This is a genomic window from Clostridium sp. CM027 (assembly GCF_024730565.1).
In the GTDB taxonomy this organism is placed as follows: domain Bacteria; phylum Bacillota; class Clostridia; order Clostridiales; family Clostridiaceae; genus Clostridium_AD; species Clostridium_AD estertheticum_B.
Genome location: NZ_CP077726.1, coordinates 58,100 through 79,567, shown reverse-complemented (window position 1 = coordinate 79,567; position 21,468 = coordinate 58,100). Strand labels below are relative to the sequence as shown.

Annotated in this window: 18 protein-coding genes; 10 read left to right on the top strand and 8 right to left on the bottom strand. The window is 29.9% G+C overall.

Features of this window, described 5'->3' with window-relative positions; translation table 11 throughout:
- Positions 1 to 127 precede the first annotated feature (127 nt).
- On the top strand, positions 128 to 1,690 hold the full coding sequence (istA, locus tag KTC92_RS18570) for an IS21 family transposase (protein WP_258280587.1): 1,563 nt from the start codon (positions 128 to 130) through the stop codon (positions 1,688 to 1,690).
- Positions 1,678 to 2,421, top strand: coding sequence for an IS21-like element helper ATPase IstB (gene istB / locus KTC92_RS18565; protein ID WP_258280588.1), 744 nt, complete (start codon positions 1,678 to 1,680; stop codon positions 2,419 to 2,421). The genes istA and istB overlap by 13 nt, the downstream gene beginning before the upstream one ends.
- A gap of 270 nt (positions 2,422 to 2,691) precedes the next feature.
- On the opposite strand, the gene KTC92_RS18560 is transcribed toward istB, so the two are convergent.
- On the bottom strand, positions 2,692 to 3,561 hold the full coding sequence (locus tag KTC92_RS18560) for a tyrosine-type recombinase/integrase (protein WP_220287735.1): 870 nt from the start codon (positions 3,559 to 3,561) through the stop codon (positions 2,692 to 2,694).
- Positions 3,562 to 3,721: 160 nt separating this feature from the next.
- Here KTC92_RS18560 and KTC92_RS18555 point away from each other — a divergent pair, with 160 nt between their 5' ends.
- Positions 3,722 to 6,712, top strand: a complete 2,991-nt coding sequence (locus tag KTC92_RS18555) for a Tn3 family transposase (protein ID WP_220287738.1) — start codon at positions 3,722 to 3,724, stop codon at positions 6,710 to 6,712.
- A gap of 153 nt (positions 6,713 to 6,865) precedes the next feature.
- Complete coding sequence (locus KTC92_RS18550; RefSeq protein ID WP_258280728.1) at positions 6,866 to 7,000, top strand: hypothetical protein; 135 nt, start codon at positions 6,866 to 6,868, stop codon at positions 6,998 to 7,000.
- A gap of 287 nt (positions 7,001 to 7,287) precedes the next feature.
- Here the strand turns inward: KTC92_RS18550 and KTC92_RS18545 are convergent, their stop codons facing one another.
- From KTC92_RS18545 to KTC92_RS18520, 6 genes are all read right to left on the bottom strand, one after another.
- Positions 7,288 to 7,689: a hypothetical protein gene (locus tag KTC92_RS18545; protein ID WP_220287740.1), complete on the bottom strand. Its 402-nt coding sequence runs from the start codon at positions 7,687 to 7,689 to the stop codon at positions 7,288 to 7,290.
- A 1,115-nt stretch (positions 7,690 to 8,804) separates the two neighbouring features.
- Complete coding sequence (locus tag KTC92_RS18540; protein WP_220287742.1) at positions 8,805 to 9,128, bottom strand: YbjQ family protein; 324 nt, start codon at positions 9,126 to 9,128, stop codon at positions 8,805 to 8,807.
- 235 nt (positions 9,129 to 9,363) lie between these two features.
- The gene (locus tag KTC92_RS18535) at positions 9,364 to 9,996 is read right to left on the bottom strand and encodes a hypothetical protein (RefSeq protein WP_220287746.1); all 633 of its coding nucleotides are present in this window, start codon (positions 9,994 to 9,996) and stop codon (positions 9,364 to 9,366) included.
- A 234-nt stretch (positions 9,997 to 10,230) separates the two neighbouring features.
- Positions 10,231 to 10,782, bottom strand: coding sequence for a hypothetical protein (locus KTC92_RS18530; RefSeq protein ID WP_220287748.1), 552 nt, complete (start codon positions 10,780 to 10,782; stop codon positions 10,231 to 10,233).
- Between the two features lie 4 nt (positions 10,783 to 10,786).
- Positions 10,787 to 11,335: a stage II sporulation protein M gene (locus tag KTC92_RS18525; RefSeq protein WP_220287750.1), complete on the bottom strand. Its 549-nt coding sequence runs from the start codon at positions 11,333 to 11,335 to the stop codon at positions 10,787 to 10,789.
- Positions 11,336 to 11,767, bottom strand: coding sequence for a hypothetical protein (locus KTC92_RS18520; RefSeq protein WP_220287752.1), 432 nt, complete (start codon positions 11,765 to 11,767; stop codon positions 11,336 to 11,338).
- 2,256 nt (positions 11,768 to 14,023) lie between these two features.
- Here KTC92_RS18520 and KTC92_RS18515 point away from each other — a divergent pair.
- The 5 genes from KTC92_RS18515 (at position 14,024) to KTC92_RS18495 (ending at position 18,902) form a co-directional block, all read left to right on the top strand.
- Positions 14,024 to 14,401 carry a GntR family transcriptional regulator gene (locus KTC92_RS18515; RefSeq protein WP_220287766.1) on the top strand — a complete coding sequence of 126 codons (378 nt, stop codon included), beginning with the start codon at positions 14,024 to 14,026 and terminating at the stop codon, positions 14,399 to 14,401.
- Complete coding sequence (locus tag KTC92_RS18510) at positions 14,398 to 15,264, top strand: ABC transporter ATP-binding protein (protein ID WP_220287754.1); 867 nt, start codon at positions 14,398 to 14,400, stop codon at positions 15,262 to 15,264. Before KTC92_RS18515 ends, KTC92_RS18510 begins: the two co-directional genes overlap by 4 nt.
- Positions 15,257 to 15,889, top strand: a complete 633-nt coding sequence (locus tag KTC92_RS18505) for an ABC-2 transporter permease (RefSeq protein WP_220287756.1) — start codon at positions 15,257 to 15,259, stop codon at positions 15,887 to 15,889. Before KTC92_RS18510 ends, KTC92_RS18505 begins: the two co-directional genes overlap by 8 nt.
- A 138-nt stretch (positions 15,890 to 16,027) precedes the next feature.
- On the top strand, positions 16,028 to 18,247 hold the full coding sequence (locus KTC92_RS18500; RefSeq protein WP_220287758.1) for a hypothetical protein: 2,220 nt from the start codon (positions 16,028 to 16,030) through the stop codon (positions 18,245 to 18,247).
- A gap of 4 nt (positions 18,248 to 18,251) precedes the next feature.
- The gene (locus tag KTC92_RS18495) at positions 18,252 to 18,902 is read left to right on the top strand and encodes an ABC transporter ATP-binding protein (RefSeq protein ID WP_220287760.1); all 651 of its coding nucleotides are present in this window, start codon (positions 18,252 to 18,254) and stop codon (positions 18,900 to 18,902) included.
- 425 nt (positions 18,903 to 19,327) lie between these two features.
- Here the strand turns inward: KTC92_RS18495 and KTC92_RS18490 are convergent, their stop codons facing one another.
- Complete coding sequence (locus KTC92_RS18490) at positions 19,328 to 19,786, bottom strand: NUDIX hydrolase (RefSeq protein ID WP_216248107.1); 459 nt, start codon at positions 19,784 to 19,786, stop codon at positions 19,328 to 19,330.
- Positions 19,787 to 20,489: 703 nt separating this feature from the next.
- Here KTC92_RS18490 and KTC92_RS18485 point away from each other — a divergent pair.
- The gene (locus KTC92_RS18485; RefSeq protein ID WP_220287763.1) at positions 20,490 to 21,404 is read left to right on the top strand and encodes a class I SAM-dependent methyltransferase; all 915 of its coding nucleotides are present in this window, start codon (positions 20,490 to 20,492) and stop codon (positions 21,402 to 21,404) included.
- The last annotated feature ends 64 nt before the right edge of the window (positions 21,405 to 21,468 follow it).

The following is a 21,468-nucleotide window of genomic DNA, read 5'->3' as shown; positions in this document are numbered from 1 at the left end:
TGTTAGCGGTAAACTAAAAGGGTGATATTTCGGCAAACAAAAAAGGAGAATAATTTCCAGTTAAGTACAATAATAATTCCTTCTCTGATACAATTAGAGATATATTTTACAGAGGGGGAATTTAAAATTGAAAGGATGGAATATGTTTAGTGAAATAAAACAATATAAAGCACTTGGATTTAATAAATCACAGGTTGAAAGAGCTCTAAATATAAATTACAAAACAGTTCAAAAGTATTGGGACATGGATCCTGGTGAATATGCTAAAGTCACTATTCAATCGAAGAATAGACATAAAAAAATTGATATCTACAAAGATGATATTTTAGAATGGATTACTGATTTCAGAGATATGTCAGCAGCACAAGTACTTGATTGGATAAAGGAAAGATATGGTGATGTAAAATTTAAAGAAAGGTCTTTAAGGCTTTATATTAGTAATTTAAGGAAAGAATACAATCTGCCTAAGGCTTCGCCAATAAGACAATTTGAGGAAGTACATGAACTTCCCATGGGCTACCAAGCTCAGGTTGATATGGGTCAAATATGGCTCAAAAGATTAAATGGAAACAAAGTAAAAGTGTATTGCTTTGCAATGGTTTTATCACATTCAAGGTATAAATACATACTTTGGACAGACAAACCATTTACTACCGCCTCTTTTATTGATGCTCATAATCGAGCTTTTGAATATCTTGGTGGTATGCCTATTGAAATAGTGTATGACCAAGATCGTGTGCTTGCAGTAGCCGAGAATTCTGGAGACATTATTTATACCGAAGGTTTTCAAAATTATATTAATACTATGAAATATAAAGTTAGGCTTTGTAGAGGTTTTGATCCTCAAAGTAAGGGGAAAATAGAATCTGTGGTAAAATACTCAAAATATAACTTTGCTATAAACAGAGTATTTATAGATGTTGATTCCTTTAATGAAGACTCATTCAAATGGCTAGATAGAACAGGCAATGGTAAAAAACATGAAATAACGAAAAAAATACCGGCAGAAGTGTTTGCTCTCGAAAAGAAACACTTGCTACCAGTACCTGAACTCTTTGAAAAAAATTCATCTAATACTAGTTTAACTTATGCTGTACGAAAAAACAATGTAATTTTGTATAAACAGAACAGGTATCAAGTGCCCAAAGGAACTTATAGCCCAGGTAAAGAACTTAAATTAATGATAAAAGGCTCCAAAATGAATATAGTTGATTTTGATACAGGTGTATTAATAGCAAGTCATCAAGTAAGCACAAGGCAGGGTGAACTTATAAAAATAATTCATCCCGAACGGGATATTCACAGTTCTATTGACCAAGTTTATGAAAGATTGTTTTTTGCTCTCGGTAAAACTGAAAATGCAAAAATGCTACTAGATGGCATAAAACGTGAAAAACCAAGATACTGCAAAGATCAATTTGGATCAATACTAAATATAGTACATTCATATGAAGCTTCGCTAATAGAACAAGCATTGAATTATTGTGTTATACGAAACTTGTGGAGTGCTGGAATGTTTAAAGAAACCCTTGAATATCTTGCGATACAGGATATTGCAAAAGTTGATAAAAAATCTGTAATTGATAAGTTATCTATACCATCAAAGTATAGAGGGTTAAAACCGGAAGTAAGAAGTATAAGTGACTATATTGATGCTTTGAAGGAGGACAAGCAATCATGGAGAAATTAGAATTAATCAAAGAGTATGCCAAAAATCTTAAGCTAAACTATTTAAATGTAGATGCAGATAAAATTATTGAAAAAGGCGAGTTAGGTAATGTTTCCTATCAAGACTTTCTGTTATCAATACTTAAAAATGAGGTTGGTTTGAAGGATCAGAAAACACAAGAAAAAAGACTTAAATATGCTGGCTTTCCAGTTAAAAAGACAATGGAGGAATTTGATTTTCTATTTCAAAAATCAATAACAAAGAAACAAATAAACAGACTCATGGAAATGGAATGGATAGATAGGATGTATAATCTTATATTTTTAGGCCCACCGGGCGTTGGGAAGTCTCACACAGCTATTGCCTTGGGTTATAAAGCCGTTGAGGCAGGTTATAAGGTAAGTTTTGTAACTATGGATAATCTGATGCATGTTTTGAAAACTCAGCAGATATCAAGAAAAAGCAAAGGTAAACTAAATAGAATCCTTTCTTCAAGTCTCGTTATAATTGATGAGGTCGGATATCTTCCTATAACTAGAGATGAGGCTAATTTGTTCTTTCAATTAATATCATCCCTTCATGAACAGGCATCACTAATTATAACTTCTAACAAAGGATTCGAAGAATGGGTAGAACTTTTAGGAGACCCAGCATTAACAACAGCTGTATTAGATAGAATATCTTATAGGTGCGAACTTTTTAACATGATTGGAAAGAGCTATAGGTTGGAGCACAGAAAATCTATATTTTAGCAGTTAAATGGGAAAAATATACTGGGATAAATTCAGTAAAATAGTTTGCCGAAATTTCTCCAAAAGTACTTGCCAATAACACCAGCAGTCAAAGGCTGGTCCATATCATATTTTCTCCTTCATTCTTCATACGAAAACCTGATGTGGCACAAGCTCTTTCACTGCTCTAGGTCCCAAATGAAGCTTTGAACAATCTTACTGGGGTACGGAAACGATTCGTGTAAAAAACTATAGTAGGAGTAAAAAAATGTAAATTTCATAATCTAGCTACTAAATATTAAGGTTATCCAAAGCATCAGATAAATCTTCAAATGTTGGCTTAACATATATTTGCGTCGTATTCAGATTAAAATGGCCCAGCAACTTTGATACTATGGCGATATCAATTTTTTTATGTCTAAGTAGTCTTGTTGCAAAATAGTGTCTAAAGGCATGAGGATAGATCTTAGTCTCTAAGTTAACTTTTTTAGCATATCGTTTAATCATTTTATTAATCCCATCTTGGGTAAGAACCCCTCTTTGGCCAATCCATAACTTGTTTTGAGGATTAACTTCTTTTATGTAAGCATTCAAAGATTCACGTACATCCTGGTTTAGAGGGATATCACGGAATTTTTTTCTTTTTCCTTGCCTAACATGAACCACTCCTTTGCGCTTAGAAATTGAAATATCCTGTATATCAAGGTTTATCAATTCACTAGCACGTATGCCCGTATTTAAAAACATTTCAATTATTGCAATGTCACGAAGATTATTCTTTTTATAAATCTCCCTTTTAAATCTATTTATTTCATTTGTGGATGGTGCTGATGGAGCAGTGTCTTTGCTTTGAACTTGGATTAATTTAAAATTTGCAGTAACATCTATCTTTAAATATTTTTTATCATATAAAAATCTACAATACGAAAGCATTGACATTATTCGTTGCTGTACACCAGCCGGAGCATATTTCTTGATATTTATCAAATAACCTTGATACTCTCTAATGTCCAACGTAGTAATGGCATAAGAATCATTTTCATTATAGCGTTCTTTTAGCCATTGAAGAAACTTAGACACATTTGGTTCATAAGCTTTCAGAGTACATTTACTATATTCTTTAGTTGATGATTTAAGATAATTGATATATTCATTAAGCATTTTGGTCACCTCAATATTTATATAGACAGTTTTAAGTAGGATATACCTGTGAATCTTATTAATATAGTATCGTTTTCAACCTAATCTGTCTACATAAAGTACATTATATAGACAGATTATGATATTATTTATTTAAAAAAGATATAGGAAGGTGCGAAATTTGGCAGGAATAAATGAAACAGCTTATCCAAGATTCAAAAGCACTATAACTGAAAATGATTTAAAAAATGTGTATACTCCTACATTCGAAAAAATACTATATGCAAATGAAGTAACACGAAATCAAAAAACTAGGTTGCAGTTTTTAATTATGTTAAAAGCCTATCAGCGTTTAGGATATCCTACTAATATCGTTGAGGTACCTCAAGCAATTATTAACCATATTGTAAATACTGTAGGAATAAATCATGTAGAATTTGAATTTGAAAAATACGATAAATCATTAACCAGGTTAAATCACCTTGATTTTATTCGCAAGTTCTTAAATATCAAACATTATGGCAAAGAAGCTATACACATTGCTATAAAAGTAGCAGCTGATGCATCTAAAACTAAAGATAATGATGCAGATATTATAAATATTGTAATAGACGAACTTATACATCAAAGGTTTGAGTTGCCTGCATTTAGTACGCTAATTAGACTCTCTAGAAAAGTTAGACATACGGTTTACACCGCTTATTACAAGCATGTTTCTGAAAATATAAGTGATGAAACAAAAAAGCTCATTGATAAACTCTTTTGTAATAATCAAACAGACACAACCACTGGATGGAATATTTTAAAAGAAGATCCTGGTAAACTTAACCCTGACAATCTTTCTCAAATTCTTGAAATTTTTGAAAGTATCAAAGCTTTTAATATTAAAGAACACATACTTTCAACTATACCAGACGTAAAACTGAAGCACTTTGTAAATGCTTCAGAAGCATTAAATGCCTCAAAAATGAAAGAGCTTGAAGAACATAAAAGATACACTCTTGCGGTTGCTTTTATTACCCAAAAATACGCTAACATTCTTGATGACATTGGCGAAATGTTTGTTAAATTAGTTAAGTCACGACAAAATAAAGCACGTGATAAGCAAATTAAATACAAGCTATCTCATTCAAAGACAGCTTGCAATTTAATAACCACTTTAAAAGATATTATGATTGCATATAAAACAGAAGGGAATAAAGAAGAGCGCTTTGACGCAATAGCTGAAGCTTTAAAGACACAAAACACAGTAAATCCAGATGAAATTATAAATAAATGTGAAATCCATAATACATATGCTGGAGATAATTATTTCCCATTTGCATGGGACTGCATAAAAGGAAAGTGCAGAGTAACTCTTTTTAAAGTTTTGGATAATGTAGAGTTATATTCCACAACACAAGATAAAACAATGGAGGACGTAATAACTATTATCAGGAAAAATAGAAAATCAGCTCGTTTAGAAAAAATACCGAAGGAAGAATTTAAGGATGTAGATGTAGACTTATCCTGGATTTCAGAAAAATGGACAAAATTACTTACGGGTCATACTGGTAAAGTAAATAATAATGAAGATCTAAATCGAAGGCGTTTTGAAATATGTGCTTTTTATGAAATTATGCAGGATTTAAAGTCTGGTGATTTGTGTATTAAGGGAAGTGATAAATATTCAGATTTCAGGGAGCAGCTTATAAGCCTAGAAGAATATGATCAGGAAATTAAAACTTATGGTGAGCAGGTAGGCATTCCGGTTACAGGAGTAGACTTTGCTCAGCATGTTAAAACATTATTAAGTGATGCAGCTAATAACGCTGATAAATATTTTCCTTCTAATCAATATTTGAGGATACAAAAGGGTGAACCAATTCTAACTCCCTTAAAAAAAAAAGAGGAACCAAAAGATTTAAAGCTAATAAAATCTTTACTTACAGACAGAATGAAACAGGTTAGCATTCTTGATATTTTATATACCTCACAGCAATGGTATAACTGGACAAAATTCTTCGGACCATTATCGGGATTTGATTCCAAGTTAGACGATCCAGTTGAAAGATATTTAACAACAGCGTTTTGCTATGGGTGTAATTTAGGGCCTTCTCAAACAGCAAATTCTCTGGATACTATTACGCGAAAGCAAGTTTCATACATCAACCAATGGCATATAAGTAGTGATAAGATAGACGATGCAACAAATCATATCATTAATCTATATAAAAAATTCAACATTTTAAAATACTGGGGAACAGGAGAACGGGTGGCTGCAGACGGAACGATATGGGAGATATTTGAACGAAATATATTATCGGAAAGACATATAAGATATGGCGTGAATGGTGCTATTGGCTATTATCATATATCAGATTTGTATATAGCTCTTTTTAGTAAGTTTATACCTTGTGGAGTGTGGGAGGGGGTATATATTCTAGATTTGCTTATGAATGAGAAGGTGGATATAAATCCTCACATTATTCATGCGGATACTCAAGGTCAAAATGAAACTATCTTTGGCTTATCTTTTTTACTAGGAATAGAACTCATGCCCCGTATACGTAATTGGAAACATTTAAAGTTTTATAAATCTGATAAAGCAAATACTTATGAGCATATTGACGAACTTTTTACAGATAACATTGATTGGGAACTAATTAAAACATATCTTCCTGATATGCTAAGAGTTGCTCTTTCAATAAAAATGGGAAGAATAACTCCTTCTACTATACTGCGTAAGCTTGGAAGTTACAGTAGAAAAAACAAGTTATATCAAGCATTTAGTGAGCTTGGGAAAGCTGTAAGGACTGGATTCCTGTTAAAATATATATCAGATATTGATTCAAGAAGAATTATTCAAGAAACCTCAAATAAGAATGAATCCTTTAACGGATTTACGAAGTGGATAAATTTTGGTAGTGATGGAGTCATTACGTCAAATAACCGAGAAGAACAACGAAAAAGGATAAAGTATAATCATTTAGTTGCTAATACTATTATATTTTATAACGTTTACCATATGTCGGAGATTCTACATGGTCTTTCATCTGAAGGTTATGATATAAATAAAGATATCGTAGCTTCATTAGCTCCGTATATGACGAGTCACATTAATAGATTTGGAAAGTACAGTATTGATAAGAATATAAAAATCCCAGAATTAAAATTTGATATAGATGTTTAAGAAAACTTAGTTTATTAATATAAACTTCTCTTAATCGTATAGGCTAAAACATTTTATTTATGTTGAAAAACCATAGTATATGTAAAATTTTTACTCATACTATGGTTTTTTACACGAATCGGTGCCATACCCCATAATGTGATATTGGAGAAAATGGATATATCAGAAACAGCAATAAAAAATGTTTCGAGTGATGTAAAACAGGTTAAAGAAATTGTTGAGGTACTTGAAGAAGTTACTGGGAAACACGAAATTAAAATAAAAGTATTAGAACGTAGACCAGTATAATAATACATTCATTGCAGATTACCAAAATAACGATAACTCCGGGGGGAATAAACACTAGCTATATTAATGCTTTACACTGATGTTATATGTTTTTTCGAGTTAGAACTGTTTAGTATTAATTCTAAGGCAGAATGTTTTGATAAAATATATTTTTGGTAACAACTGTCTTAACGTATATTTCCAGCATTTTGCGGGCACTACCACTTAGTGGCTGTCCAAGCTGCAAAAGCATTGGATAATCCGGCTAAAAGAGGCGGTATCTGTGAAGATACCGCCTCCCTATTATTTTAGTTAGCTTCAACACTAAATATTTCTTTTTTCTTCCTAATAAAGATAGCCATAAGTACAGGCATTATCAAATTACTAAGCATCCAAGGGCTGAATCCAACACTAACAATTGAATATGCTATTTTGGCTACTATACCAATAAAATAGATATATATCCCTAATTCCTTCTTCATTAAAATTAAAATAACACCTGAAATTATTATTATAGTGATTAATAACCCAATAACTAAAGCAAGAATTGTCATTTCAGGAAATCCCACTTCTTTACGCAAAGCATTAGTCTCACCAATATTTAGCATGTTTTTTATTGACGTTATTAATCCAAAAATGCTAAATATCAATGTAATTATTGATATTGTTTTTATACCTGCTCCGACTTTTGATTTCTGAATGTTTTCCATAATGTTGCCCCCTATAAACCTAATTTTTATAATAATGGGGTAGGGCTCGCAATTTGTGCAAAAGTACCGTTAAGAAAACTTGGTTAACATTTAAGTGAATATATACCAAATATAATGAATTCCATAAAATTCTAATGTAATAAAATACAATAAATATTACATTAAGTAATCTACTCTTAACCCTTGATAGTACTTAATTATCAAAAGAGTTAAAACTAATTTAAATTAAGTTTATAGTTTTAATGTAATGTTTTAGTCCAAACTCTCACTAAAATATTACATTAATAATTTACTACATAAAAATATTAAAAACTTAATGTTTTTATGTAAAATATATCTTGGAACATATTAAAAAGCCTTATTCAGCATTGGGTTTTACAGTAACTTGAAAATGTGTTAATTGATTTTTCTTAACGTGACTTTTGCACGAAAAGAGAGCACTACCCCATAATGGATTTCACCATATTTCTTTAATAAATTTATTTGTAAATCGTTTTAATTGGATTAATGTTCGATGCATCAATAGCTGGAACAATTCCGAAAATCACTCCAATAAAGATGTTGCAGTAGCTCCTACAATACTATCTAGACTCATGACTTATGGAAAAGGCAATAAGTTTTACAGGGAATTAATCTACAAAATATACCCAATAAGCCACCCATACCGGTAACCATAATTGCGTCTAAAAGGAATTGGAGGGTTTGTTCCAATAGCACGTCTAGTACCAATTTCTCTTCTCCGATCATTTAATCCTTTTCTACTTTTAAAGATATAGTTGTCGTGTCCAATCTTATTTAGTTTTATCTTCTTTTCTTTATTTGTTTTTGATCCTGCAGCACAAAATAATCTTTAAAATTAAAATTTTCAGTTAAAACATCGCTTACACTAATTACATCACATTAAGACACATGTTATCAAAATGCTATACTTCTACTTTAACTAACTTGTTTTGAGCAAAAAAATAATGGATTTATCGTTTAGTGATTAAACCCTAGATATATCAATGGTTTACCCAGTGATTTTAAACTATTTATAAGATATTAAGGGGTAACTTACTACCACTTAATATCTTATTATCTATTTTGATTGGGAAGAAATAAGTTGAGTTTTTAAATTAACACGCTGATTTAATTAATTTTACGGCTGTACCATATACAGTAACTTCAGCGGTTCCATCAACTATATTTGAACTTGTAAATCTTGTTGAAATAACAGCATCAGCGCCTAATAGTTTTGCCTGCTCTTTTAATCTCTCTAAAGCAATTGTCCTAGCTTCAGTAATCATTTCAGTATAAGATTTCAATTCTCCACCTACCATATTTTTTAACGAACTCATAAAATCTTTTCCAGCACCCTTTGAATTAACTATAGATGCAAATACTAGTTCTAAAGGTTTGATTTGATATCCACTTATACAATCATTTGTTAAAATAAACATAATTACCACTCCTCATTATTTATTATTCATATTCGTTTACATTCTATATTTAATACACATTCCCAATCATAAGTTCTCTATATTGGCCCTATTTCAATACTAGATTTATATATTTTACATTCAGAGTTCGTAGAAGCGTAAATAATCTCTAAAGCTTCATTGTTAGACTCAAATGTAAAATTCAAATTTGCAATACGGTATTTCATTTTTAAAACACCATCTGTACTTGAATCTCTTAAGTATATTTGTTTTTTAATGTGATATTTAATAAAATAATTGACATTATTTCTATCGTTAAAGCATTATACATATTAATAGTATATACGTATCGATTAAAATAAAAAACAATAAATACACTGAAAATGGAAGGTAAACTACTAATTAGATCCTTAAATCCCAATTGAATATTAGTGCTTACTTCAAATTCGTTTGATCTTAATTCTACACTTTTATTACTAAACATAAATATAATGTTATTAAACGCTATAATAAATGTAGCTAAAACTAAACTACTAAAATAAAATTCATAGGATAAAGATGATCTAGTTATTATAATTTCTAACAAAAAAACTATAAAAACTAATATTACAACTAAAAATAAAGAAATTATATTTTTAGATATAATATATTTTAAAGTTGTTTTATTTTTTTTTAATTCAATAAAATCTTCTTTAATTATATACTCTGCAACAAAATTATATCTGCAAACCATAGTTACTAACATTAAAATCCCTAACATATAGCCAGTATTGAAATCTGGTAAATCTAATCTTAGCATTAAAAAAATTAATGTTAATCCTAAAACTAATGCTAGTATTTCTTTAAGAGTAGCATCAAAGAACTGCTTTATATTTCTCATTAAATACATAATAAAATATCTCCCTCCCAACATTTTCATCATTTGATTATATGTATGTTTCCTCATCTTTTGAAGAAATTTTGTTGATTCTTTCTCAAAACAGCTCTAAAATTAGCGCTGAATATCTGTTTTATGTATATAATATCTTTATTATTTCTTATTTATTTGTAGTTTTCTACTCTTTCCAGTAAAATAATTATAAATATTTATACACAATTATTTTATCGGAAGGTATTTCATAAGCTACAAAAAATATTTAACAGCCCAACCTATACAGTTAAAACATGTATATGGAATTAAACATATTATAACGCATATTAATGTAGATTTGTAATTAATTTTCTTTTTTATATATATTCCAATTATACATAGAGTAAAGAGATTAAATACAGTTAGCAATAACTTAGATATATTACTCCAATTATTCTTTAAAAATTCAAACCCGCTAACAAAATTAATTATACAAAATATTACAAGTAATAATAAACTATTAAAAAGCGAAGCTAAAGAATTAACCGATAAAAACTCATGTACTTTCATCCTTTCATTAAAATTGCTTCCTAAAAAAAACAATTGTATAATCTGATAATTTATTATACAAGCAATTATACTAAATATAGTTAATATAATTGTTAAAATTATCATAACTATTATAATCAAATAATCTATTTTATCATAATCCTTTATTATTAACAATATCATTTTTTTAACTATAAAGCTTGATATAAGTACTACTATTAATTTAGAAACAAACATTGCTACAAATGGAAAGTATTTATTCTTTTGTATATTCATTCACTTATTTTCCTCCAATTAAATACATATGCTCAAATATTTTTTGAGATACGGATATTTCAATTATTGCAGAAACAACTAATATTGGAATAGCTGCAATAATTATTTTAATATATTCTTTATATAAGTGCGGTGTATTATATTCAATATTAAATATCTTGTTAAACCATTTTTTTAATATTTTAATAGAAATATTAAGAATTAGTATCATTACTATAATTTCTCCTATTCCATGTAATAGCGTTGGAAATAGTATATTAAAAAAACCTTGATCTAATCTTACTTGAGATTCTCTTATAGCGTATCCAATACTTATAAGATTCATAGAAATAGCTATTATGCTTAAAATTCCTCCAAATATGGAAAATATAATATCAATCATACTAACAGTAAAATTGTGAATAAATATATCTTTTATTGTTAATTTATTAAATACATAATATTTTTCAATTTCAGTAATAGTTATATATCCGTAAAAATATCCAATTCCTAATAGTATAATAATAAAAACTATTATGCTACTATAATAGTTTTTATTATCTTTTTTTAACATTTAAAAGTTTGGTGTGAGTTTACAGATACTCCAAAAAACCTTAGCTGGTACTGCTCCTGGAACAAATGCACAAATGACATCTACAACTGACCAAGCTAATGATAACCAATCCTTAGTTTTTATCTGATAACTTTTGGATACTAACAAATATACTTTATCATATATTTTAGCATATTTTCCTGCCGGTATAAAACCTGCCGCTTCCCACATTACACTAGTAGTAAAAGTTCTCCATGTGGTTTTTCCCATACATGCGCTCACTCCATAATTCAAACTAAGTTTCTCGCTATTGTCGTTCATATTATAATTTTTTTCTTGTACTATATTTTGTGCAGAAACATCTCCCTCTGCTTGTCCTATTGATGCAAAAGCTGAAAAAGTATTTGTTACAAAAAATATTACAATGATTAGTACCCCTATAACTTTTTTCATTTCAGAATTCCCCCTCTAAATATCTAGTGTAGCTCACGCTATCCTCCTTCAAATTTAACACATTATTTAACAAAACGCAATGCAAAATACATATATGGTGTATTTTCACAAAAGTATAATAAAATGATGAATAATGCATTTTCGACCTAATTTATATATATCGAAAAATGAAATAAAGTAAAAGTAGCGCACGTATTTGTCAAGTGAAAACTCCCCCCCGTATTTTGTACACAGTTGCATATATACATTCCGATAAATTAGTTAATTAAGGTATGAGTTTTTGGGAAATACACCATATTTAACCATTAATTAACATGAAATTACATTAAAGCTTATAATATAACCCCAAACGCATGAAACGTCTGTATCGTGACATAAAAAGTACATTTTGCAACTTTTATATTAAATTGTAATATTAAAATAGCCCCAAAGTGAAAGTAACACAAATGTAATTGAGTTACTTTCACATTGATGCTATTGCCTACTCCTTTAAAATTTCAATTTGAATGTAACATAACGTGTTGACTCTTTACTTTGTATGTATTACAAATCAGTCTTAATATAATAATAAGACTCAGCAGTCAAAGGCTGGTCCACATCATCTTTTCTCCTTCATGCTTCATACGAAAATCCAATGTGGCACAAGCTCTTTCACTGCTCTAGGTCCATAAGGAAGTTTTGGACAATCTTACTCACTATCTAGAAGTAACCTAGTCTATTAAAGTAACTAAGCATTCATCTTTCTATTTAGCATTAGCTGCAGTCAGTAAACTAGTCCAAAGCAAATGAAATATTCCCCCTTCCCCCAAGGGTAACAAACCCTACTGCAATGCAGCAGGACTTGTTTTTTTTGTCTTCAAAATACTAATATTTAAAAAAATCCACATGTTTAAATCATCTCCTGCGGAGATGCATTGACGACTTCAGAAGGATATTTATACCCTCACTGAAGTTTTCTATTTGTTCGGGTAGTAACTCCTACTTATAAACGTGGGAGACTTTCCTTCTGAAATGTCGTTAAAGATAGAACCTCGCGATCCTCGGGTGAAAAATGGACAGGTTTGTCACCTCAGATTAGCAGATCAGGAACTTCTATTTCATGAATTTAGAATTTCAATAAAATAAATTTATAATAGAGGTCAAAAAACTCGTCCATTTTTCACGGCAAATAGACAGGCCCATCAGCCACTTCGTCCCTCAGTAGCTGGGCTAGTCCATTTGCAAGCATCCTACAAGTTTCAGAAAAATAATTAGTTATCGTGTTTTCTCTTTTAAAACTTATAATTTTATTGTTATAGTAAATAGATTTTATAAAGCCTTAATATAATAATTAGTAATATCTTTTATATCTATTGTAGTTACTAGTAGTATAGCGAATTTGGAAGGACAAGTTCTGGGCACGTATACCGTCACCCAAAAAAGAACAAGCTTCAGCATAAGAATTTCTAAGCTTACCCTGGTTTTCGTCCCTCAACCCCTGGTAAACTAAGAAATTCTAATGATAAAGCTAGTCCTTTTTGGGGTACCCGAACGGCGTGCGTCAATTCTAATTAGATTTTAATTAAATTTAATTCAATCATTCTATATAAATAATCAAAAAACCTAAGTCTACGCACGCATCTGTAGTTTAATCATACCTTTAAATCTAAATACGGACATCGCCGATGGACAAGCCCAGGGCTGGTCCACCTTGAACAAGTTGTGATGAACCTACAACTTGCACAAGGTGGCTGGGTATTTCAAATATACGTGCGTAGTATTGTTTACATCTGATACGCATGTAATTTAGCTATGGCAGCACTTCGCATAATAAATTTTGCTACCAATAGGGGTGCAGGTAGTAACGGAACCAAAAACTGCTATAAGTGTGTAAAAAAATGGAATTTTAAACTTAAATACCTGTTTATCATCAATCTGGGGTATAGGTAGTAATGGAACAGTAATCGGCTATAAGAGTGTAAATATATGGTTGTAATAAGTCTACCGTGTTCATAGCAAGGGGGTTTTTGCCTATCCCCCCGAAAAGGTAAGTTAGTGTAAAATAGTAGGGGGCTCGCCAACATTTATCTGAATCACACCAACAGTAATAAAAAATTCTTTAAATCAAGTATATCAGTATCATATACATTGATAGTTCGTACTCTATAGTATTGACAAAAGGGTTTAAATAATGTATATATAGTATATATACATTATGCTCTTTAAAGTTAAATAAAGAGTTTATTAAAAGAAACTGGTAGGAGATAAGACATGGACATTACTATTATAATTTCAAATTTATCAAATGATCCTATATATCTGCAAATTATTGATCAGATTAAAGGACTGATATTTTCTGGGGAAATAAAAAAAGGTGATACACTTCCATCTATGAGAAATTTAGCAAAGGATCTTCAAATAAGTGTAATTACCACAAAGAGAGCTTATGAAGAATTAGAGAAAGAAGGGTTCATTATTTCGCTTACAGGTAAAGGGTCATTTGTATCAGGTCAAAATAAGGAGTTACTTCGCAGGAAAAAAATGAAAATTTTAGAAGAAAAATTAAACGAAGTTTTAAAGGAAAGTAAAATACTTGATTTATCTATGGAAGAAATAATAGATATAATGAGAAATCTTGAGGGGGATGTAAAATGAGCAGTGTATTAGAAGTTAGAAATCTAAACAAGTCTTATGGTGATTTCTGTTTAAATGGATTAAACTTTAAGCTTGAAAAAGGATATGTAATGGGATTTATAGGACCAAACGGATCAGGAAAAAGTACCACAATAAAAGCAATTATGAATTTAATAAAAAAAGATAGTGGAAGCATCAGTATTTTTGGTATGGACAGCGTTAAAGACGAAAGGGAAATCAAAGAAAAAATAGGATTTGTTTATGATGAAAATATATTTTATGGCATGCTTACCATAAATGAAATGAAAAATATTATAGCAGGTTTTTATACAAAGTGGGATGAAAACAAATTTAAGGAGTATATTAAACATTTTGAATTAAATCCCAATAAGGTGATAGATAAGCTTTCAAAGGGAATGAAAACAAAATTCGCCTTAGCATTAGCACTCTCCCATGGAGCTGAACTTATTGTTATGGATGAGCCTACTTCAGGACTTGATCCTGCTTTTCGAAGTGAACTTATGGATATTTTATATAATATTATTCAGAATGAAGAGATGTCAATTTTTTTCTCTACACACATTACGGAAGATCTTGAAAAAATTGCAGATTATATAACTTTTATTAATAAAGGAAGTATGGTGTTTTCTGAGTCTAAGGAAGAAGTGCTACAAAAATACACAATAGTGAAAGGTGCTTCTAAACTTTTAGACTTAAATATACGAAAGGAATTTATAGGTATAAGGGAAACTGCTTCCGGGTTTGAGGCATTAACTGATAATAAAGATAAAGCAAGGATTTTATTTAATGATAATTGTAAGATTGAAAAAGCATCACTAGAAGATATTATGGTTTATACAATTAGGGGTGATATTCATGTTTAATCTTATAATGAAAGACATTAGAATTCAAAGAAAGGATAAAACCGTATTTATATTTTTATTTTTAAACATATTAAACATATTTATATTTCAAAACAATTATGCACCCACTATATTGTTATGTTTTTTAAGTATATATCTACTGGTAGTTTATGCTAATGCTTATGATTTTAAATATAACAGTGAACTAATGATAAATAGTTTGCCTGTTAATAGAAAAATTGTGGTGGCTGCAAAATATTTATCAGTATTTGTATTCCTTATCTGTGCTATATTAATAACACTTATCATGGGCAGTTTATTACATTTTGTTGCTCCAACTTTAGTAAATAAAACCCTAGGTATAAATACTATTTTTATTGAGTTTTTTATCGTATGTGCTTATTTCTCTGTTTTCTTCCCATTTTATTATAAACTCGGATACCTCAAATCAAGGTGGGTGAATTTTATAATTATGGCTGTAATGGGAAGTCTTATCTCTATCGCAAATGAGATATTAACGAATAATACAATCTTTGGGGTTAATTTTGGATTACTGCAAAGAATCGTACTGATAGCCATACCTATAATTTTTATAGTAGTCTCATTCTTTGCTTCAATTAAAATATATTTAAATAAGGAATTTTAATTGGTTTTATGGCATTAGTTAAACATCCATATGGAATAGGGGTATATATTGACAAAAAAATAAAATGGTACAGAATTATGGAGACAAGCTTGTTTAAAATAGAATATTAATGATATGAAAAGAGGGGAATTGTAAATAATGCGTAAAACACATCTTATTGGTAATGTTCGCTATTTTGGCGCTATATTAATAGTAATGCAGGGCATTTTAATTGCCTTGCTTTCTATTTTCATGCTAAATAGCACGTATACTGATCAATGGAATAAATATTTAAAAACAGATTCTTCACTTGATGTGCATCTTCAAAATATCTCTGAGAGTCATAACGACAATATTGAAGAATTCCTACATAGTGAAGCATCTAAAAAAAATCTACTTATAGCCAGAAAAGATTTAGCGTTAAATGATAAATCTATGTTTTCAGGCTATACTTTTGGCATATATGGTGATGTTGAAAATAATGAGGTTTCATTTGAATTTTATGGTAAAAAAGTTATTGATAAAGATATGCTTAATAAGCTCCTTTTATCAAAAATGGATGAAAGTACTCTTGGTATAGATAAAGGTAGCATTTACAGTGTTGGTGAAATTCCTTCATTCAGATTTGGAGAAAAAACGGTTTTTAAAAAGTTGAACCGCTTAATAAAAGAAAGTGGTACTATCAACGGAGACTACGTTGTCCTTGGATTAAAGGCTAGTGATAAAAATGCTTTTGTACAAGAATTGGCTTTAGCCTGTAATGTGCCCGCTGATAATCTACTCAAAGAAATGAAAGGTTCTAGTGTAGAAAATAGTGTAATGAGAACAATAATACTTGTACTTATTTTTGCACTGATAATTTTAAATGCTGTGTATTTTATGATTATAACTATACGTAACATAAGTAAAAGTGGTAAATTGGCACTTTTAGGATGGTCAAAAACCGCATATTGTACTGGAACCTTAGGAATATTTATTGTTTATGCACTGCTAAATATTCCAATTCAAATCCTTATAGGAATTTTGCTTTCTGGTTGGAGCAAAATAACAGGTTTATTTATTAGTTATTTCATATTATTTGCAGTTATAAATGTTATATTGGTAACATTAGAAATCGCAATTTCTGCTATAATTCAGATATCAGTTAATCCACTGAATGCAATTAAGGGCAGAATACCCAAAAATATATTATATATTTTCGGGGTACTGGCGTATATTGGAGTAAGTGTGGGGATTGTGTTTTGTTGTATTTATGTAGACGCTCCTATGAAGGACGTATCAGAAAATGCAAAACTTTCACAAATGTGGAGTAATGTATCAGAGTATCAGATTTTAAAAAGCATTTCTGTTGGGTATGATCAAAGTTCTATTACTGGAAATTCAAAATATCTTAATCAAAGTTTATATGACTGGTACAAAGGGATGTATGATGATAATGGAGTATATCTAATAAATACAACCTATTATGATAATGAACAGTTAGATGGATGGAAACAAAATAATGTATATGAAAATAGTCCTGAAAAACCATTTTGGTATTTTTCATATTCCGCAAATTATATAAAATCTCTAAATTTTAATGTTGATAGTAGAATTATAAATGAGGCGAAATCTGGAACAAGAGTTTACCTTATCCCAAAATCTTATTCAGAAAATGAGAAAGTTAAGTTGAAAAACTGGCTCACAGAATCATCAACAAAAAAACCACATGAAGGAGATATCAGTACTGTATTTAATAAAGAAAAGAATGTGAAATTTGTAGAATATACGCCTAAAGATAACATGTTTACATGGAATCCAAATTCAACATATGAAAATGCATGTACTAATCCGGTTATTTATATATGTACACCGGAAAATATGACATATTTTGAATCAGAGAGTCTTAACGCAAACGGCTTTAATGGTTATATAAAATTTGTTAATAAAGCGGTAGCAGAAAAACATTTGGATACAAATATACTTAAAAAATATAAATTAAATGACAACAATCTTGAATTTGTAAGTACAGAAAAATATATCGATGGATTACAGAAAGATTTAAGGACTACAATTGCATGGTTTGGAGTGGTATTTTTAATATTAATGCTTATCCTTCTAGGGATATTAATTGCTCTTGCAACAGTTTTTAGAATTGCAAATCAGGAAAAAATTAATGTTAAGAAATTTTTAGGCTATGGATTTATTAATTTATATCACATGCCAATTATTATGCTTATTTCTGTTATATGTATTGAGTTGATTATTATGCTTATTATGCATTCTAAGTTTGGTTTTCTACTAATGCTTATCTTGGCAGTAATTCAGATACTTATTTTTTCAAGGTATATGACTAAATGTGAAATTGAAAAAATACGTATGGCTTTTAAAGGAGATTAAAATTATGGAAAAAGCAATAGAAGTATTAAATGTTACAAAGAAATTTGGGAAAAGATATATATTTAAAAATCTAAATTTGTCCGTTGAAGAAGGAGAGTTTATTTCAATTGTTGGACCAAGTGGTTGTGGAAAATCAACTCTCCTAAATATGATAGGCCTTTTAGAGTCAATCGATGCAGGTCAGATTAAGCTAAAAGGAAAAGAAATTCCTAAAATAAAAAGTAACCAATCTACAATGCTAAGGCGCAATACAATTAATTACTTATTTCAATCATTTGCGTTAATCAATGATATGACAATCTATCATAACCTTTTTCTGGCAATGAAATTCTCTAATATCACTACAAAGGAAAAGGATACAAGAATAGAGGAAATATTAAAAAAGGTTCATTTAGAAAAAGTTAAAGATGAAAAAGTTAATACACTCTCAGGTGGTGAACAGCAAAGAGTAGCCCTTGCAAGAACAATACTCAAGCCAGGTGATATCATTCTTGCAGATGAGCCAACTGGATCTTTAGATTCTGCGGCTGCTGAAATAGCATTTAATCTAATTAAGGATTTAAGCAAACAGTATAGAAAAACTGTAATGATGGTTACGCATAGTAAACATTTAGCAAATCAAACGGATAGAATAATTAACATTGTGGAGTGTTAATATGATGGTAAATTGCGTAGTGACAGGGTAGCTACCGTGTACTGCAAATTAGATGTAAATTAATCACAAAACTACCCCTCTAAAAAGGTATATTAGGGTCAAAATATATTATTAATGTGGATTTTGAGTGTTTTGAAAGTTATACAATGTATTTGTGTAACTTTCATTTTCCTTATTTAGCAACGTTTTCGAATGTTTTGTATAAAAAGCATAAATTGAATGTTACATAATACTAACAATTGATAGTGATATGTAAACTAAGTTCTACTTTGATTTTAACTCATCCATTTCAACGTGCTAATATACCTTTTTGGAGGGTAAGGTAAAAACACCCATCATCAATTTTAAGAAAAGAAAAAAAGGCATTGCTGCCTTTTGGGTTGTTGAACAATATTAGAAAACCATGTAATAATTTACGAACCAATCTATCTTTCTGATAACAATTCTAACGCATCATTAGCCATTGTTAAAATATTATGCTGAATGTCATATGCGTTTTTCAAATCTTCTTTATTATACCATTTGAGAATTTTAGATTCCCCGTCTCCTGGTATTGTATCAAAAGATTTTGCAGTTGCATAATAAACAAAGTCTATATGATAATGTTCTGGATTTATTTCACCGAAAATTGTGTGCATAGGATTTATCAACAATTTTTCTCCTACTAATTCGCATGAATTCTTAAGCTGGTTATTTATTGGATTGTATAAATTTATTTTCAAACCTGATTCTTCTTGTGCTTCACGAATACATGCCTCTTCTGGCAATTCATTTAATTCGATATGCCCACCTAAAGGAAGAATTTTTTTAGCCTTCTTATGTAAATGTAATAATACTTTATCTTTATATACTATAAATACGGAAACTGTAAAATGCCTATCCATCCCATATCACCCTCCAAATTTTATACTGAGTATTTTGTCATATTTTACAGTTGCGACTTAATCACTAGAAATATAATACCATTAAATACTATTTTTACAAACCAATACAGCCTATCTATATACATTTCATAATTTAGTTTGATGTTAAAACTAATTACTCTCCGTAAAGGTGTACCTTTTTAAACAGTATATAGAGCGTTCAATATATTTAGTTTTTGCATTTTTGAACGTTCAAATTAAATAATTGGTATTTTCAAACGCTTGTTGTGTACACATTAGGCTTAATCGCAACCATATATTTACATGCTCATAGCCGATTACTGTTCCATTACTACCTATACCCCAATATGTATATTCTCAATTAGAGGTCCAAAATAGCAATTGTATGGTGTCTAATTACATATACAAGACTAGGAATGAGGGTATAGGATAGATACAAGCACATAATAAATGATGTGAATTTTAGGTTTCACGTCATTTGTTATATCCCGTCCTTATTTATTATATTTTGTTTTTTATATAATCTTTCATAGATACGAAATATCTTTTGTTATGCTATTGCATTACAAAAACCATCGCTAAAAATGTGACTAATTTGTAAATTTTCATATTTTTAGCCTCTATTATACCACAAAATAAGGAAAATTTCAAGTCTTGTACTGTTGATAATGAAATGGTATTAATTATTAGAGGTGATAATTTTATGGATAAAAAAAGCATGACCGCATTGATAAGCGCATTTTCAAGGGCATTTCATTCAGTACAAAATACAGAAAAAGTATTTGACGATTACTTGGCAAAAGACATTTTAACTGAGAACGAATACGAACAAATTTCAAGTAATATGTCAAAGGGAATCAATTTTTTCAATCCATCATTTGACGGTACACCAAAAGAAGCATTACATTGGATTGTAGATAATCAGTTATCTCCAACGCCACTTGGTAGATCAGCATTTGCGGAAAAAGCACTTGAAAATGCTGTGAGAGTTGGCGCAAAGCAATATGTAATTTTCGCTGCCGGTTATGATACATTTGCATATCGTCAGCCTGATTGGGCATCAAACATTCAAATTTTTGAACTTGACCATCCGGCCACTGGTTCTGACAAACAAAAGCGTATTCAATCAGTATTATCAGAAAAACCTACCAATCTGCACTACGTATCAGTTGATTTTACAGAAAACAACTGGGAAAGCAATTTAATTGCCTGCTTTGAATTTGATCAAAGTAAAATCAGTTTTTGCAGTTTGCTTGGTATAAGCTACTATTTGTCTAAGCGGACTTTTGCTGAAACACTCAACACTATTTCATGTATTGTGCCAAAAGGTAGTATTATTATTTTTGATTATCCAGATGAGGATTCATATACCCCAAAAGCAGGAGAACGAACCAAAAAACAAGTAGCACTGGCTGGTGGGGCTAATGAGAAAATGCTTGCAAGCTATTCCTACTCAGAGTTGGAGAATTTATTATCTGATAGTAATTTTTTGATTTATGAGCATTTGACACCAACTGAGATAACAGATCAGTATTTCAAAAAATATAATAAATTAAATCCAGATCATCCTATAACAGCCTTTGATAATGTAAATTACTGTTTAGCGGTGAAAAACTAAAATCAAAATGAAGTAACCCCATATCATTATTAGATGTGGGGTTTAATATATGAAAGATGTCGTG

Excerpts from the sequence above, each read along its gene's own strand:
- istB (WP_258280588.1), top strand. The coding sequence starts at position 1,678 with ATGGAGAAATTAGAATTAATCAAAGAGTATGCCAAAAATCTTAAGCTA.
- KTC92_RS18560 (WP_220287735.1), bottom strand. The coding sequence starts at position 3,561 with ATGCTTAATGAATATATCAATTATCTTAAATCATCAACTAAAGAATAT.
- KTC92_RS18550 (WP_258280728.1), top strand. The coding sequence starts at position 6,866 with ATGGATATATCAGAAACAGCAATAAAAAATGTTTCGAGTGATGTAAAA.
- KTC92_RS18545 (WP_220287740.1), bottom strand. The coding sequence starts at position 7,689 with ATGGAAAACATTCAGAAATCAAAAGTCGGAGCAGGTATAAAAACAATA.
- KTC92_RS18540 (WP_220287742.1), bottom strand. The coding sequence starts at position 9,128 with ATGTTTATTTTAACAAATGATTGTATAAGTGGATATCAAATCAAACCT.
- KTC92_RS18535 (WP_220287746.1), bottom strand. The coding sequence starts at position 9,996 with ATGTATTTAATGAGAAATATAAAGCAGTTCTTTGATGCTACTCTTAAA.
- KTC92_RS18530 (WP_220287748.1), bottom strand. The coding sequence starts at position 10,782 with ATGAATATACAAAAGAATAAATACTTTCCATTTGTAGCAATGTTTGTT.
- KTC92_RS18525 (WP_220287750.1), bottom strand. The coding sequence starts at position 11,335 with ATGTTAAAAAAAGATAATAAAAACTATTATAGTAGCATAATAGTTTTT.
- KTC92_RS18520 (WP_220287752.1), bottom strand. The coding sequence starts at position 11,767 with ATGAAAAAAGTTATAGGGGTACTAATCATTGTAATATTTTTTGTAACA.
- KTC92_RS18510 (WP_220287754.1), top strand. The coding sequence starts at position 14,398 with ATGAGCAGTGTATTAGAAGTTAGAAATCTAAACAAGTCTTATGGTGAT.
- KTC92_RS18505 (WP_220287756.1), top strand. The coding sequence starts at position 15,257 with ATGTTTAATCTTATAATGAAAGACATTAGAATTCAAAGAAAGGATAAA.
- KTC92_RS18500 (WP_220287758.1), top strand. The coding sequence starts at position 16,028 with ATGCGTAAAACACATCTTATTGGTAATGTTCGCTATTTTGGCGCTATA.
- KTC92_RS18495 (WP_220287760.1), top strand. The coding sequence starts at position 18,252 with ATGGAAAAAGCAATAGAAGTATTAAATGTTACAAAGAAATTTGGGAAA.
- KTC92_RS18490 (WP_216248107.1), bottom strand. The coding sequence starts at position 19,786 with ATGGATAGGCATTTTACAGTTTCCGTATTTATAGTATATAAAGATAAA.
- KTC92_RS18485 (WP_220287763.1), top strand. The coding sequence starts at position 20,490 with ATGGATAAAAAAAGCATGACCGCATTGATAAGCGCATTTTCAAGGGCA.